This window comes from Mucilaginibacter metallidurans, from assembly GCF_003286435.2.
GTDB classification, from domain to species: Bacteria; Bacteroidota; Bacteroidia; order Sphingobacteriales; family Sphingobacteriaceae; genus Mucilaginibacter; species Mucilaginibacter gossypii.
Map to the genome: position 1 here is coordinate 4,549,170 of NZ_CP043449.1, position 15,127 is coordinate 4,564,296.

Below are 15,127 nucleotides of genomic sequence, written 5' to 3' on the forward strand. Positions count from 1 at the left end.
CATAAATCATTGGCCATTGAAAGCAATCCGCGATAAAGCAGGCGAATTTTTACTTGGGTTACAGGATGTACGGGAAGATATTTTATGTACGCCTGCCCAGTTTTCTGAATATACCGTTTACCTCGTTCCTGAAGGGTCGGGTATCTTTCATGCAGATTTTGGGGCATTCCCTTTTACAGGCCCGGTGTTGTTGTTTTCAACCCCGCTGCAGATTATTTATGTAGATGAGTGCCGCGCCATAAAAAGCAATATCTTACAATTTCACAGTGATTTTTATTGTATCGAGTACCACCGTGAAGAAGTAGCCTGCAATGGGTTATTATTTAACAACATCTATATTGATCCAATAGTTGCGCTTACCCCGCAGGATGTAAAAGTGTTTGAGCTGTTACTGATGCAGATGAACGACGAATTTATGCAGCCGCAACCATCCGAAATTGTATTGCGGGCCTACCTGCAGCTTTTTTTGGCCAAGGCCAGCAGCATAAAAATAAATGGCATCAGTACCGGTGAGGATAAACCCCAAAAAGATGAAATAATGGAAAAGTTCCGGACGTTGCTTAACCAGCATTATCTTGACCTGCATAAACCATCAGATTATGCCTCGTTACTCGCCATATCTTCTGATAATTTAACCCGGCGTTGTACCAAATACTTTCGCAAATCACCATCACAGCTTATCCAGGAACGGCTTATCCTCGAAGCAAAGAAACAGCTTCATTTAACCCGGCAAAGCATCAAAGAAATTGCCTATAACCTTAAATTCCAGGATGAGTTTTATTTTAGCCGGGTATTTAAAAAGTTCACCAAAGTATCGCCCCAAACTTTTCGCGATAAAACAGGCATCTCCATCGTCGCGGATTTGTACAAATAAAACCCCGTTTCGTCCATGTTTGCGGGGCTCATAGCGTTGTAGTTTTGCTTTATCAAAAAACAACAACATGAAAACTTCAATCATAAATACCATAGCAGGCCTTGATCAGCTTGGTAAAAAAGCAGTCCGTTTCGGCATCGTAGTCGTATTCCTTTGGATAGGCGGGCTTAAATTTTTCACTTACGAAGCCGATGGCGTTGTACCCTTTGTGGCCAACAGTCCGGTGATGTCATTCTTTTACAATCATCCAACAGAATACAAAAAACACATCAATAAAGAAGGCGAACTGATTGCTGCCAACCACCAATGGCATATCGAAAATAATACTTATGGCTTTTCTGTTGGTCTGGGTATTTTCCTGGTAACACTGGGCATATTGGTTGCGCTTTATAAAGTTGCACCAATACCAAGCATGATTGCCAGTATCCTGGTATTTATCATGACTTTGGGCACGCTTTCCTTCCTGGTCACCACGCCCGAAAGCTGGGTACCACATTTAACCGATAACCAATGGGGCTTCCCATACCTGTCAGGCCGCGGTCGTTTGGTTATTAAAGATATCGTGATCCTTGGCGGTGCCATCATCACTATGAGCGAAACCGCGCAACTTTATCTAAAACGTAAAACAACAAGTAAATAATATTAAACCATAATATAATCATGAAAACTATAAATGTTCCCACCCGCGAACAGGTAAGTGCCGAAGCGCAGGTAATGTTTGATACCTTCACAAAACGCGTTGGTAAAGTACCTAACCTTTATGCCACCATGGGTTATTCGGCACCTGCACTTAAAATGTTTATGGATATGGAAGATGACATGAGCAAAAGCGTGTTTACCCCCAAAGAAAGGGAAGCCATTGCCCTCATTGTTTCTGAGTTAAACGGTTGTGCCTATTGCTTAGCCGGTCATAGTATGCTGGCCATGAAACGCGGCTTTACTAAAGAACAAACCCTTGATATCAGGAGAGGCCATACAGCTGATGACAGATTGAATGCCATTATCGGTTTAGCCAAATCAATTGTTGAAAATAAAGGTAAAGGCGATGAAACCATAGTAAATAACTTTTACGAAGCCGGTTTTGATGAAGCCGCTTTGATGGACCTTATAGCCTTTATTACCATACGTGTGTACACTAACTACGTATTTGCCAACACCGAAGTTCCGGTAGATTTTCCTGCCGCTGAGCCTCTTAACTAATATCTAAAACATTTCATCATGAAAACCACAGAAGAAGTAAAAGGACAGTTAGCCAATAAGTTTTTAACAGGCCTAAAAAATCGTGATTGGGAGCTCATGCGCTCGGCCCTTGCCAATGATGTTACCTGGACCCTGCCGGGAACAAGTTTGCTTTCGGGTCCTGCTGTTGGTGCCGATGCCGTGATTAAACGTGCCGGTCAGCTGCGTGATTTTGGGGTAATGGTTCAATTTAACCATATTTTATACGGATTGGATAGTGTAGTCCTGTCGCTTCACAATACTGCCAGCCGTGGCGATTTGATCCTGGATGAGCAGGTAGCCATAGTTTGCGATATTACTGACAATAAGATTAGCCGGATAACTACCCATTTGAGTGATGTTGAAGGGATCAATAAGTTTTTTATTGAAGGGGTGATTTAACGTCATACAGCATATCATAAACTCATTTGTGTTCCATCAGGATCTCTCGCAGATTTAAGTTTACCCATAAAATCAATAGTCAAATTGGGTAATCCTGATAAGTTGAACCACTCTCGGGTTCGGGTAAGGGCTGTGACGTTTTGTACAAACCTGTTCTCCTTCTGGGGGATTTTACAATTTAATAAACATGTATTAATTGCCCAAGGACAGATGCACCAGAGGTGCAAAAGGTTTGTAGCTCGTAAAGTTACGTTCCATCAGGGTCTCTCGTAGAGGATCCTGATGTCTTCGCCAAGCAAGTACGCCTGTTTGGCGCATGTTATGTTATTGTCTCCCGTCACAGTCAGGAACATCAGGGTCCTCTGCGAGAGACCCTGATGGGACAGAAGCTTGGAATTGCTTCGTGCTTCGCAAATGACGCTTTTTTTTGAATTGTATCTAAGTTATCTTTGAGCCTAATCCCTGCACCACACATGAAATATTTCATTGTTCTTCTATTTATCTTTTTCATTGGCCAACACAGTTTTGCACAAACTCATAAAGAACAAATTGCTGCCTTCAGGCAAAATTATAAGGATGATTTTTTAAAAGACCCGCGATCTCCGCTTAAACAGGATGACCTGCAATTTTTAAGGTTTTATGATGCCGATAGTATCTACCGCGTAACTGCTAAAGCTGAATTATTGACTAATCAATCAACTTTTATTATACCTACCTTCAGCGGTGCAGGTAGCCAATATGTACGTTATGCACAACTTTCGTTTACGCTTAAGGGTAAACCAATGCAGTTAACCATTTACAAAAGCATAGCCCTGTCGCAAAACCCTGCTTTCAGCAATTACCTGTTCCTGCCTTTTACCGATGCTACAAACGGCTCTGAAACCTATGGCGGAGGCCGCTATATCGACCTTACCACCAAAGACATTAAAAACGGCTCGATTGTTATAGATTTCAATAAAGCCTACAACCCATACTGCGCTTTCAGCAGCGGCTATTCATGCCCTAAACCTCCCGACGAAAACCGGGTTGATATGGCTGTTGAAGCGGGTGAAAAAAACTTTGGGAAAGGGCATTGATCTAAATCTGCATTAAACAAGCACATTATTTGTTTTTACCTTATAAAGATACCTGCATCGATGTGCGCTCCCGGTGATGAAGATGAAAGGTTCAGGTAATCTTTTGGTATGCCTCTGGTTTGTACTTCGCTCAGGGCTACTTTTCCAACTTTTTGGATATTTTGTTCTATAGGTTTATTTAGCCGGTCGGGCTTTACATCCTCTTCGTTAAAGCCCAAATAAAAAGCGTTTTGGGAGATGAGCGAATTGGCAAACTTATAGTTAGCATGTGCACCACGGTAACCTATCCAAAAATAATTGCAATTGGTAACGATATTATCACTGAACGTAAACGGCATATTGGAACTCGGGCCGTAGCCGTACCAAACAGCACCTTCATAGGCCCCGTAAATGATAGAATGAGTGAGCGAAAAATCCCTGATCCCGAGGAATACCATAACGGCGTTTTTTACCCCATAAAATATACAGTGATCTACGCGGATACCGGCACCCTGGGCAAAGAACCCTCCTTGTATAGGTGCAGAATTCTTTTCCCCGACAAAATAGCACTGGGAAATTTCCAGCCCGGTCAATGTGCTGTCCCTCCTTTCTATAACGTAATAATACTCTGATGCGGGGTTTGGGTTACCGGTGAACTTAAGTCCTTTAATTACTACATGATTACGGGCGACCTGGAAAGCGGAACTGGCATGCTTTAATTTACCAGCCCTATTGGAATCGGCCACGCATTGGATAACCGGCATTTTGGCCGGTGCCCAGTCGGGATCACCGGGCATGACCATCGCTTCGAAAGTGTATTTTTCAGCAACCTGCCGGTTACTTTCATCACGAATTGCCAATGCACTTTTAATGAGATAAAGGCCGGGCGCAATCTTAATGGTAACGGGCTCTTCACCGCTAAACGTATTTGCCTTGATAACCGCTTTTTCCAGGCTTGCCAGCGGTTCACTTTGCGTACCCGGGGCATCATCCCTGCCCCGGCTTGCATCTACATATAGTGTTTGTGCACTCAGCGGAATGCTCCAAATCAATAATATTATAAAGCTTAAGAATTTTAATGCAGTGGGTTTCATGAGTTAAACTACAAGGCATGCTGCCTGGTAAACAAATGTAAAAGAGCGGAAGGAGCCCGCATATTCATAACAGGTTCAAGTTTGTTCAAGTTTCATCACGCCGGAATCAAAAATATAATCAAACATTACCTCTGAAAACAAAAAGCAGCCCGGCGGTTAAAATAAGCTTTCAAAGTCTGTGGTTACCGGTCTGATAGTTTCAGGTTGTAAGGAAATAAAAACATACCATGTAGAAACTCTCGCAATCCAACACAAAAAACATTACCGGTAACGAGACTGTTACACCCTAAACAAAACCTAACCGGTAAATTTGAACAAAGCCTCCGGAAATATGAACCAAATCAGCAAAGAAGATATCAAACAGGAAGTGTTCGACCTGTATGATGATTACGCACATAGCCGCCTCGACAGGCGCTCATTTGTGCAAAAGCTCTCCATGTATGCAGTGGGCGGCCTTACCGTAACCGCATTAATGAGTTTCCTGATGCCCGATTACCAGGGTGCCATACAGGTAAAATCCGACGATCCACGTTTAAAATCGGGCTATATTAATTACCCTTCGCCCAAAGGCGGCGGTACAATTAAAGGCCTGTTATCAGAGCCCGCAGATGCAAAGAAGAAACTGGGTGGCATAGTGGTAGTTCATGAAAACCGGGGCTTAAACCCTTATATTGAAGATGTGGCGAGAAGAGCTGCCCTTGCAGGGTTTATTACCCTTGCACCCGACGCGCTAACACCGCTTGGCGGCTATCCCGGCAATGATGACGAAGGACGTACCATGCAGGCCAAACGAAATAAAGGCGAAATGGAGGAAGATTTTATAGCTGCCTATGAATACCTGAAAAACCATAAGGATTGCAATGGTAAGGTAGGTGTTGTAGGCTTTTGTTTTGGCGGAGGAATTGCCAATATGATGGCTGTACGTGTTCCCGATTTGGCTGCCGCCGTTCCATTTTATGGAAGTCAGCCGGCTGTTGAGGATGTCCCTAAAATTAAAGCGCCGCTGTTGCTACATTACGCGGCCCTGGATACCCGGATTACAGATGGCTGGCCGGCATACGAAAAAGCGCTTAAAGAGAATGGCAAAAAATACCAGGCTTATATCTATGAAAACGCGAACCACGGCTTTCATAATAATACAACTCCACGTTATGACAAAGCCGCGGCAGAACTGGCCTGGAAAAGGACTATAGATTTTTTTAATGAGAATTTAAACTAAAGACCTGAAATTTCAGGTCTTTAGTTTCGCAGGATCATATTGTGAAGATACCTTATTCTTTGGGGGTATCTTCTTTGTCTTCCTCTTCCCGTTCTACCGTTATAGTACATTCTGTAACCAGTGCGGCCAGGGTACCTACGGCAGCAAAAACCGGTGCCAGGATCATCCCGAAAAGGCCAACACTTAACGGAAAAGTCATTAGCTCTTTACCGTGCTTGTCTGAAATGGTGATCCTGCTGGCTTTACCTTCGTTAATTATCTCTTTTATCTTTCCCAATAACGCTTCACCGTTAATTGAAAATGTTTCTTTGGTGCTCATGTTTTTTCTAAGTTTTTATATTTAGATGAGCATACCAGCAGCTTGTTACAGGTTTGGCTAAATATGCCAATAGCAGGTGGAATATTAATTTCCTTACTGCAAAGGCTTCTCAATGGGTTACAAAAAAAGCAAAACCGTCATGCCGAATTTATTTCGGCCCCCCATTTCCAAAGTAAGCGATGGACAGGTCTGCAAGAATTAATTGTAAAACCTGGCAAGCGTGAATATCCAGTGAGGTGCCGAAATAATTCGGCACATACGTATGTTTTTACCTTCGAACAATATTAAACACTTATCTCCACCTTCTTCCCGGTTTTAACAGCAAGGTAAATGGCATCAATAATTTTAAGGTCTTTCACTCCTTCTTCGCCGTTTACCGGTACAACGGGCTTTTTATTATTAAATATAATCTCGCACATTTCATCCATCTGTACGGTTTGGTGTGTGGTAACAGGCTGATTAAGTTCGCCCAAATGGGTGCGGCCTTTAATTGGCCCGTAGCCGGTAGAAGGCTGCATTTCGGCAAAGCCTTTTTCTCCATCAAGAAAAAATCGGTCGAGATTGTTCATATTGTAGGTTGACAGGCAGGACGCAACGGCCCCGCTTGGGAAGCCGAACTGGAACTGGATGGTTTCATCAACCCCTTCTTTAAATTTCACCGTATCGGTTTTAGTTTCCTGGGCGGTAACCCATATCGGTTCTTCACCAGTCATATAGCGTGATCCGTTGATGGCATAGATGCCAATATCCATCATAGAGCCGCCACCGGCAAGCTTTTTATTCAACCGCCATTGTGTGGGATCGCCGATGGTAAACCCGCATTGCCCCTGAAAAAACCTGATCTTCCCAAACTCGCCGGTTTGCCTCATCCTGATCACTTCAAGTGTTTTTGGTTCAAAATGCATCCGGTAGCCAACCAACAGCTTTACATCGGCCTTTTTACAGGCATCAACCATCTCCTGCCCCTCTTTGGCATTCACGGCCATTGGCTTTTCGCATATAGCGTGTTTACCGGCTGCAGCTACCCTGATCACAAAATCGTGGTGCAAGCCATTGGGTGTAATAACGTATACCGCGTCGATATCGGGGTTATTTTTGATGTTGTCGAAATTCTCATAGTTGTAGCAATTTTTTTCGGGGATGCCATATTTGCTTTGCCACGCTTTAACTTTTGATGGGGTTCCGCTAATTACCCCAACCAGTTTAGCTTTGGTACATTTACGCATAGCTTCTGCAACTATGGTTCCATAGCCTCCAAGTCCCATAATAGCCACGCGCAATACCGGGCCGTCATAAACCTGTTCAGTTTTATCTGTTCCTGCCGCCCATCCTGAGTATGGTACAAGTTGCAGGGCCAGGGCCGATAAGCCCAACTTTTGTAAAAAATCACGACGAGAATTCATAGGTATGTTTTTTGGTTTATGACAATTTACATATTTCCGGGTAAACTGCACCTACGTCATCTGATTTTTACTTAATCTGCCCAATGAACATTTCTGGGTTAAGGAATAAAAAACGCGGGATTGCGCATTTATCACATCCCCTTAGGTTGATTTAATGGTTTAACTGCCCAGTTATTTCCCGGTTGATCGTTCAGATATATGTCGAGCTTACCGCCGTTGCTGATATCACTATAACGGATAAAATTATTGGGCATCATTTTACCATTCAATTTTACCGAGCGGATATACATTGATCTGGGGCCCGGTTTATGACAGATGATCTCGAACTTTTTGCCATTTTGAAGCGTGATAGCAATTCTATCAAACAAAGGTGAACACAACAGGTACTCACCCGAAACCGGGTTTACCGGGTAAAAACCCATCGCGGCGAACAGATACCAGGCCGACATTTGGCCGGCATCATCATTTCCTCCCAAACCACCCGGACCATCACTGTATTCTGTCGCCAGGATCTTGCGTACGGCGGCTTGCGTTTTCCATGGCGATGGTGTGTAATTATACATAAAAGGGATCTGGTGCCCCGGCTCATTGCCATGCCAGTATTCGCCTTTTTCAAACAGGCTATCTAACGACTGTTCCAGTTTCTTCGCACCACCCATCAACTTTGCCAAACCGGGTACATCCTGCGGTACATAAAAGGTGTATTGACGTGCGGTACCTTCTGTAATATAAGTCGCCTTTTTATCAGGATCAAAGGGGGATATCCACGTACCATCAGCATGTTTACCGCGAACAAAGCCACTTGTAGCATCAAATACATTGGCATAATATTTTGCCCGTTTGGTGAGTGTGGTATAATCGGCAGATTTTTTTAAAGCTTTTGCAAATTGCGCCAGCGCGTAATCATCATAAGCATACTCCATTGTGCGGCTTACCTGTTCCATTTTATGAAAGGCATCGCGTACGCTATCTTCCAAGGGGATGTATCGGTATTTTAAATAACTATCCAATGCCCTGCGGCCCTTGCCTTCTACATAATCGGCGCGATTGGCGGGTAGTTCAAAAGCGTTATGCCTTAAAATTTGGTAAGCTTCTTTAGCGTCAAGATCAGTGATCCCCTTTAAATATGCCGAACTGATTACAGAAGCCGTATGATCGCCGATCATTTCGGATGTATAGCTATTCCAGCAGGGGAAAACAGGCATCCACCCGCCTTGTTTACCTTTCAAAATCAGTGATTTTGCCAGGTTATTGATTAAAGATGGGTTCAGGATCTCAAACAGCGGCAACTGTGCCCGGTAAATATCCCACATCGAAAAATCATCATAATAATTGCCGCCTGATAATTGTTCAATTTGATAATCGCCGGCAAAACGGGGGTATCTGCCATCAACATCATTAAAAAGACGCGGATGCTGCATGGCATGGTAAAATGACGTATAAAAGATCCGTTTATCCTGCTCATTTTTAGTTGAAATATTGATTTGTCCTAAAGCCTTTTCCCATTTTAACCTGCTGCTTTCTACCATCTTATGAAAATCAAACCCCGGCATCTCGGCCTGCAGGTTTTTGCGGGCGCCTTCCAAACTGGTAAACGAAGTGCCTATCCTGATGGTTAGTTTTTCGCCTTTATTGAGCTTAAATCCGGCATAAATGCCGGTACCTGCGTCGTTTTTGATGCTATCTGCAATAAATATTTTATCGCCAGCAAAAGTGCCCGTTTTACCTAAACTCCGTTCAAACCTGATCACAAAGAAACCGCTGAAACCTGCGCTTTTTCCCCATCCCTGGTAAATACGGTGAGCAGGATTATAACCCGATATTTCGCCTTTTTGTTGATCCACTTTTACAAAGCCTTCATGATAATCGCTATTAGCTTTGATCAATAAATAAAGGCTGTCGGCCTGCTGCATGGTAAACTGCATCATGCCGCAACGCTCTGTGGATGTTACCGCGGCATTCACTTTATATTGATTAAGATTGATGCTATAAAGGTACGGCGACGATAGTTCATCAACATGTTTAAATGCAGCACTATAATTAGCTGTTGTTAGCTTGCCTGTGATGGGCATAATGGTAAAGCTGCCATAGTCCTGCGTACATGAACCACTTAACCAGTGCGAACCACGGAGGCCGTTGAACAGGCTGTTTTTATAATAATATGGAGGTACGCACTTGGTTTCGCCGCTCTCGGTTTCGGGTGTCCATTGTGTCATGGCAAAGGGGGCAGCAACCGCGGGAATAGTGTTGGCAAACCGTGTATCAGCCGCCTGTCCATGTTTTAGTGCGGAAGCTGTAGTGGCAATAGCTGTACCGGCCATAGGCTGTACATATTTAACCAGGTTTTGGGCAAAAACCGGCCACGGAAACAACAAGAAAATTATATAAATAAACCGGTTTGCAATTTTGGAGATGAACTTCATTTTCAGACAGCGTATTAACAAAAAAATTTCAGCAAAATACAGCAATCATTGCTAATTGTTACACGCATGAGCAAAATAATGAGGTATAAACAACCTGGCCATACTGTAAAACGTAAGGATTAGTCGTTACTGCGCTCCAACCAGCACTGCCACTTCCAACTAATTTCAGATAATGGCAAATCTGGCGGTGAATATGTCCAACTGAAGTCACCATTTGTCCGGTTCATGCATCAACCACTTTCATAATCCTGGTGCTGGTGTACTTTTGTTATGCCCGACGATGAGCAAAGCATCTGAAAGCGAATTATTAACCAAACTAATCCGAAAAACATGAACAACGAAACAACATTCAGCCGTCGCCGCTTTCTTGGTATCTCCGCATTAACAGTTGCAGCAGCAGAGTTAGGCGGTCTCGGTATACTTAAAGCCGAAACCAAACAGGCAGATTCACCGGCACGGCAAAACAATACTCTTTTTTCTACAGCTTCTTTCGACTCGATCAAACAGATAAATGCAGGCCTGCTTAATATTGGCTACGCAGAAAGCGGCCCGGCAAACGGACAGCCTATTATCCTGCTTCATGGATGGCCATATGATATACATAGCTATACTGAGGTATCAGCCATACTTGCCAAAGCCGGTTACAGGGTTATTGTGCCTCATTTGCGCGGCCACGGCACAACGCAATTTCTTTCGGCACAAACTTTCAGGAACGGGCAGCAGGCAGCAATAGCTACTGATGTTATCGCACTAATGGACGCCCTGAAAATAGACCGTGCAATTATTGGCGGGTTTGACTGGGGCGCTCGTACAGCAAATATCGTGGCGGCATTATGGCCCGAGCGCTGCAAAGCAATGGTTTCGGTAAGCGGGTACCTGATAGGCAGCCAGGAAGCAAATAAAAAACCATTGCCGCCCAAAGCAGAACTATCATGGTGGTACCAGTTTTATTTTAGTACCGAGCGCGGCCAATTGGGCTACGAGGCAAACAGGCGTGACTTTAACAGGCTCATTTGGGAAACAGCATCACCTAAGTGGAAATTTGACGACGCTACTTTCGCGCAAACCGCCCCGTCTTTTGACAACCCCGACCATGTTGCTATCGTGATCCATAATTATCGCTGGCGCCTGGGCCTTGCCCAAGGTGAGGCAAAATATGATGACATGGAAATAAAATTAGCAACCGCGCCTCCTATAACTGTACCTTCCGTAACCCTTGAAGGCGATGCCAACGGTGCTCCTCATCCTAAGCCTGCTGATTATGCTGCCCGCTTTAAAGGTAAATATGCACATCATACTATTACCGGGGGCGTAGGCCACAACCTACCGCAGGAAGCCCCTAAAGCTTTTGCTGACGCCATTATAGAAGCCGAAAGTTTTGCCAGATAAATAATCCCTCTTTTTAAATAACACAGTAACCAGGATAGGAAATGTTAAAAACGCATCTCCTATCCTGGTTTTTTTGTTTACTTAAAAGCAGATGCTCACACCTGTCTGCCTTTCTAAAACCCTTTTGCACCTCTGGTGCAATCATCGTTGAGCCCAAGTGCTTTAACCCGACAAAGAAGTGCCTGACCCGGGCATTTCAAACATTGAAAAAATTAGGGCCGGGCATTGCATGTTAATCCATTTAACAGCAGGATAAAACCCGTCTTTCCGCCCCCGTCGTGTTGGGTTTATACGCCTATCACCAGGATCGCTGCAACCATTATCGACAGGACAAAAAGCTTTATGGCAGGCTTCAATTAGCATATTGAAGCAGTTTGTATCAATGACATATGCAAGTTGGGGCCCGGATTGTCCGGCCGGCAGCTCGGTTTGTCTGCTTCATCCCGAAAGTGGTTAGATCTCCGTTGATTTTGCCACAATTTTGAGCCATCAAACAACTCAAAACTACATATCATGACAACAAAAACAGTAAAAACAATCTATTGGATAGGAACAGCAATGACTTCATTATGGTTTGCAGCAAGCGGATTTGGCGAGCTGACCAAAAACCAGTTTGTGTGGGATATCACCTTAAAACTGGGCTATCCTCCGCACTTTATTTACATCCTTGGTGTCGCTAAACTATCGGGAGTAGCAGTTCTTTTAACACCTAACAGATTGCTTAGATTAAAAGAATGGGTATTTGCAGGTATTTTCTTCGATATTATATTTGCTTTTTTGTCTAAAATCGCTGTACTCGGTTTTCCCGCCACCATAGATGCCATTGTTGCATTTATCATGGTAACGGTAACCTACATGATGTTCCGTAAACTTTATCCGGCCACACACACGGCCCTTTCCCTTGCATAAAATGCTAAGTTGCAGCGGGCCGGTTTATAATACATCGATAATTTCAGGCTTTAAGCAATCCCAAAAGAGGCTATCCCACAGGTAGCCTCTTTTGTATAATATTACCCTGCCGCATAATTATCCGGCAGGGACAGGTGCTCTGCCGGTCGCTTAATCTTCAAGAACAGGGGCATCCTTTATTTTTTCTAATACCGAGGCCGGTAAATACGGTCTGCCGCCTGTTGCCGGCACACAGGTGCCCGTAAATACAGCTTTGGTCATAACCTTATTGTTGCATATTATAGATTGTTTAAAGTGCAGCTTTGGCAAGCCCCCTTTATCAGTATACAAGGTGCAGGTAACTTTAAATTCATCGCCCTTTTTTAGTGATCTGAGAAAGCTGATGCTATAGTTTGACAGTACCATGTAAATGCCGTTTTTAGCTTCGGTTTCAAAATCAAACCCCAATATTTCCCTGATATAATCATGCCTGCAATATTCCATATAAAACGGATAATATAAGCCATCCATGATCTCCTGTACATCTATATGCTCATCTTTTGCAATATAGGTTTTCGAGTATTCCATAATAATTAACCTTTTTGTTGGATTGCAAAGCTATTGAACCTTTTGGTTTCAGGAAACGAGAGATCTGAATTTTAATGGATCAGTCCGGGCTGTGTCAATGTAAAAAGCCCCAAATGTTTGTGAGGCTTTGCTCCCCTAACTGGGCGATTTTCGAACTCTCTTTTGAATTTAACCTTTATCCGTGGTTTTGAGCGCATATGCAACAAGAACTGACTGAAAAACGGTCTTGCCGATCTTTTGCTATCCGAATCCAGCCTAAGGACATTACGATCCTTGAGAATGGGGTAAAATGCAAAATTTATCTCTATTGGTATAAAGTGTAACTAATTGTGATTAGTGTATGTCTTTTATAATGGTATCTTAGTTTTAACAAGCAATGACAGTATATTTAGCCTTAGATGATATGCAATTGATCAATCTTTTAAAAAAAGATGATGAGAATGCCTTTTCCGAAATTTACAGTCGATATGCGGATGCGTTGGCAGGTTTTGCAAGTTCTAAATTTTTTGACTTGGAGGACGGCAGGGATATAATCCATGATGTATTTATTAAGCTCTGGCAGGAAAGAACACAATTAAAAGTTGACCGGGATGTAAAAGCTTACCTCTTTAAGCTAACCCGCGACCGGATAGTTGATAAAATTAGAAAGAATATTACGCGCCGTGAATATGCGGCTATGTTAGACTCGTTGGCTGTTAGCTACGAAGCGACAATTGAGCAAAAAATAGCTGCAAAAGAAATAACCCAAAGCATTGAAACATCGCTTGATGAATTGTCACCCCGGGTGAAAGAAATTTACTTATTAAGCAGGGAGGAAAATTTAAGTATAACAGAAATCGCCGACAAATTGCGACTTTCTGAACAAACTGTAAAAAACCAGCTTTCTACCGCGTTAAAACATTTACGAGCTTCACTGGCAATGGTTTCTACCGCTGCATTATTGTTATGGCTGTCCTAAATCCGGTATCCCTGGCATTTATATTCTCCTTATTTCAAAGTGTACTTCTTATAATTGGCTAAACTTGCACCTGTAAAAAATATTTCATTTCCCTATAGTACCAAATGGCATCTCATACGGCTACTGTGAAATGGATTACAAATGAGCCGTCATCAAATAGCCGCCTTACTGGATCGTTATCTTAAGGGTGAAACCACAAATGAAGAAAATGAGCTGGTGGAACGCTGGCTGGAAGAAAATAACAATATTAACGCTCAGTGGGATAATTTAGATCATTTAGCAAAAGATAAATGGCTTTCCAGCCTTTTTAGCGAAATTAAAAACACAATCCACCAAACGGAGGCTAAAGTAATGCCGCTGCCGCAAAGAAAGCCTGGGTTATGGCGAAGCATTGCAGCTGTCGCAGCAGCGGTATTATTAATATCTTTTACTTTGTACCTGGAATGGCCATCATTGCAAAGCCGTTTACATCCTGTTGAACTTACAGTCATCCGGGTACCTATTAATCAGAAAAGCGAGATAACGCTGACTGATGGCAGCCGGGTATGGTTAAATGCTGGCTCAGAGTTAAAATATCCAAAGGCATTCAATGGTAAAACACGGGAAGTTTATCTTTCCGGCGAAGCTTTTTTTGATGTTCGGCATGACACAGGCAAACCTTTTATTATTCATACAGGAACTGTGCTGACCACAGTGCTGGGTACAGCATTCAATATCAAAGAGGATAAATACAAACACACCATTCAGGTCACAGTCGCCCGTGGCAAGGTAAGTGTTGCCAATGGCAATAAACTATTAGGTGTAATTATCCCTAACCAGCAGATCAGCTTTAATACTTTAAAAGCAGAAGTTGTACAAGCAACTGTTAATGCAAATGCTGTAGCTGCCTGGCAGCAAAGCGATCTGCATTTTGAAGATGTGAGCTTTGGTGATGCTGTTGTGCAATTGCAACAACACTTCAATGTTGAGATCAGTTTCAGAAATATAAAATTGAAAGACTGCCATTTTACGGGCACTTCTTTAAGAGGTGAAGAATTGGACAAAATATTAAAAGTAATGTGTGCTTTCAACAACGCCATTTATGAGATCAAGCCAGACGGCAGCATCGTGATAGATGGGCCGGGTTGTAATACTAAAAATTAAGAAAATAAAAAATGAACAATAGCTAAGCCTTGTAAATACTTTCGTCCTCCAGGCAGGATAATAAGTCATAACAACCTGTAAACCGACGGTCATCGGCTCACAGGCGTCCCGGAAAACCGGGGTTTTAAATAATTGCGTCACTTAAAACATTTAA

15 protein-coding genes are annotated in these 15,127 nt (G+C 43.0%); 10 read left to right on the forward strand and 5 right to left on the reverse strand.

The features are described from left to right. The first annotated feature begins 16 nt into the window (after positions 1-16). The 5 genes from DIU38_RS19300 (at position 17) to DIU38_RS19320 (ending at position 3,570) form a co-directional block, all read left to right on the forward strand. Positions 17-874, forward strand: coding sequence for a helix-turn-helix domain-containing protein (locus DIU38_RS19300; RefSeq protein WP_091175968.1), 858 nt, complete (start codon positions 17-19; stop codon positions 872-874). Positions 875-941: 67 nt separating this feature from the next. After that, the gene (locus DIU38_RS19305; protein ID WP_112657558.1) at positions 942-1,514 is read left to right on the forward strand and encodes a DUF417 family protein; all 573 of its coding nucleotides are present in this window, start codon (positions 942-944) and stop codon (positions 1,512-1,514) included. 20 nt (positions 1,515-1,534) lie between these two features. Beyond that, the gene (locus tag DIU38_RS19310) at positions 1,535-2,074 is read left to right on the forward strand and encodes a carboxymuconolactone decarboxylase family protein (protein ID WP_090534021.1); all 540 of its coding nucleotides are present in this window, start codon (positions 1,535-1,537) and stop codon (positions 2,072-2,074) included. Between the two features lie 18 nt (positions 2,075-2,092). Then, the gene (locus DIU38_RS19315) at positions 2,093-2,494 is read left to right on the forward strand and encodes a nuclear transport factor 2 family protein (protein WP_208057779.1); all 402 of its coding nucleotides are present in this window, start codon (positions 2,093-2,095) and stop codon (positions 2,492-2,494) included. A 473-nt stretch (positions 2,495-2,967) separates the two neighbouring features. Further along, a complete protein-coding gene (locus tag DIU38_RS19320; RefSeq protein ID WP_112657556.1) occupies positions 2,968-3,570 on the forward strand; it encodes a DUF1684 domain-containing protein in 603 nt (200 codons plus the stop codon). A 35-nt stretch (positions 3,571-3,605) separates the two neighbouring features. Here DIU38_RS19320 and DIU38_RS19325 read toward each other — a convergent pair whose 3' ends face one another. After that, the gene (locus tag DIU38_RS19325; RefSeq protein ID WP_112657554.1) at positions 3,606-4,643 is read right to left on the reverse strand and encodes a hypothetical protein; all 1,038 of its coding nucleotides are present in this window, start codon (positions 4,641-4,643) and stop codon (positions 3,606-3,608) included. A 331-nt stretch (positions 4,644-4,974) separates the two neighbouring features. Between DIU38_RS19325 and DIU38_RS19330 the strand changes: the two genes are divergently transcribed. Beyond that, on the forward strand, positions 4,975-5,862 hold the full coding sequence (locus tag DIU38_RS19330; RefSeq protein ID WP_112657552.1) for a dienelactone hydrolase family protein: 888 nt from the start codon (positions 4,975-4,977) through the stop codon (positions 5,860-5,862). Between the two features lie 52 nt (positions 5,863-5,914). Here DIU38_RS19330 and DIU38_RS19335 read toward each other — a convergent pair whose 3' ends face one another. The 3 genes from DIU38_RS19335 to DIU38_RS19345 form a co-directional block, all read right to left on the reverse strand. After that, entirely contained in the window at positions 5,915-6,181 is a 267-nt protein-coding gene (locus DIU38_RS19335) for a DUF4342 domain-containing protein (RefSeq protein ID WP_090534028.1), read from the reverse strand. A 284-nt stretch (positions 6,182-6,465) separates the two neighbouring features. Beyond that, entirely contained in the window at positions 6,466-7,584 is a 1,119-nt protein-coding gene (locus DIU38_RS19340) for a Gfo/Idh/MocA family protein (RefSeq protein WP_112657548.1), read from the reverse strand. Positions 7,585-7,715: 131 nt separating this feature from the next. Beyond that, the gene (locus tag DIU38_RS19345) at positions 7,716-10,007 is read right to left on the reverse strand and encodes a GH92 family glycosyl hydrolase (protein WP_112657546.1); all 2,292 of its coding nucleotides are present in this window, start codon (positions 10,005-10,007) and stop codon (positions 7,716-7,718) included. A 330-nt stretch (positions 10,008-10,337) separates the two neighbouring features. Between DIU38_RS19345 and DIU38_RS19350 the strand changes: the two genes are divergently transcribed. Next, positions 10,338-11,396, forward strand: coding sequence for an alpha/beta fold hydrolase (locus DIU38_RS19350; RefSeq protein WP_112657544.1), 1,059 nt, complete (start codon positions 10,338-10,340; stop codon positions 11,394-11,396). Between the two features lie 513 nt (positions 11,397-11,909). Next, entirely contained in the window at positions 11,910-12,305 is a 396-nt protein-coding gene (locus tag DIU38_RS19355; RefSeq protein WP_112657542.1) for a DoxX family protein, read from the forward strand. Between the two features lie 150 nt (positions 12,306-12,455). On the opposite strand, the gene DIU38_RS19360 is transcribed toward DIU38_RS19355, so the two are convergent. Then, complete coding sequence (locus DIU38_RS19360) at positions 12,456-12,872, reverse strand: acyl-CoA thioesterase (RefSeq protein WP_112657540.1); 417 nt, start codon at positions 12,870-12,872, stop codon at positions 12,456-12,458. A gap of 403 nt (positions 12,873-13,275) precedes the next feature. Between DIU38_RS19360 and DIU38_RS19365 the strand changes: the two genes are divergently transcribed. Together DIU38_RS19365 and DIU38_RS19370 are read left to right on the forward strand one after the other, a co-directional pair. After that, a complete protein-coding gene (locus DIU38_RS19365; RefSeq protein WP_167516228.1) occupies positions 13,276-13,830 on the forward strand; it encodes an RNA polymerase sigma factor in 555 nt (184 codons plus the stop codon). Between the two features lie 141 nt (positions 13,831-13,971). Next, entirely contained in the window at positions 13,972-14,973 is a 1,002-nt protein-coding gene (locus tag DIU38_RS19370) for a FecR family protein (protein ID WP_112657536.1), read from the forward strand. Positions 14,974-15,127 lie beyond the last annotated feature (154 nt).

Bases quoted from the DNA above. Each gene is read 5' to 3' on its own strand.
- DIU38_RS19305 (WP_112657558.1), top strand. From the start codon at position 942: ATGAAAACTTCAATCATAAATACCATAGCAGGCCTTGATCAGCTTGGT.
- DIU38_RS19310 (WP_090534021.1), top strand. From the start codon at position 1,535: ATGAAAACTATAAATGTTCCCACCCGCGAACAGGTAAGTGCCGAAGCG.
- DIU38_RS19315 (WP_208057779.1), top strand. From the start codon at position 2,093: ATGAAAACCACAGAAGAAGTAAAAGGACAGTTAGCCAATAAGTTTTTA.
- DIU38_RS19320 (WP_112657556.1), top strand. From the start codon at position 2,968: ATGAAATATTTCATTGTTCTTCTATTTATCTTTTTCATTGGCCAACAC.
- DIU38_RS19325 (WP_112657554.1), bottom strand. From the start codon at position 4,643: ATGAAACCCACTGCATTAAAATTCTTAAGCTTTATAATATTATTGATT.
- DIU38_RS19330 (WP_112657552.1), top strand. From the start codon at position 4,975: ATGAACCAAATCAGCAAAGAAGATATCAAACAGGAAGTGTTCGACCTG.
- DIU38_RS19335 (WP_090534028.1), bottom strand. From the start codon at position 6,181: ATGAGCACCAAAGAAACATTTTCAATTAACGGTGAAGCGTTATTGGGA.
- DIU38_RS19340 (WP_112657548.1), bottom strand. From the start codon at position 7,584: ATGAATTCTCGTCGTGATTTTTTACAAAAGTTGGGCTTATCGGCCCTG.
- DIU38_RS19345 (WP_112657546.1), bottom strand. From the start codon at position 10,007: ATGAAGTTCATCTCCAAAATTGCAAACCGGTTTATTTATATAATTTTC.
- DIU38_RS19350 (WP_112657544.1), top strand. From the start codon at position 10,338: ATGAACAACGAAACAACATTCAGCCGTCGCCGCTTTCTTGGTATCTCC.
- DIU38_RS19355 (WP_112657542.1), top strand. From the start codon at position 11,910: ATGACAACAAAAACAGTAAAAACAATCTATTGGATAGGAACAGCAATG.
- DIU38_RS19360 (WP_112657540.1), bottom strand. From the start codon at position 12,872: ATGGAATACTCGAAAACCTATATTGCAAAAGATGAGCATATAGATGTA.
- DIU38_RS19365 (WP_167516228.1), top strand. From the start codon at position 13,276: ATGCAATTGATCAATCTTTTAAAAAAAGATGATGAGAATGCCTTTTCC.
- DIU38_RS19370 (WP_112657536.1), top strand. From the start codon at position 13,972: ATGAGCCGTCATCAAATAGCCGCCTTACTGGATCGTTATCTTAAGGGT.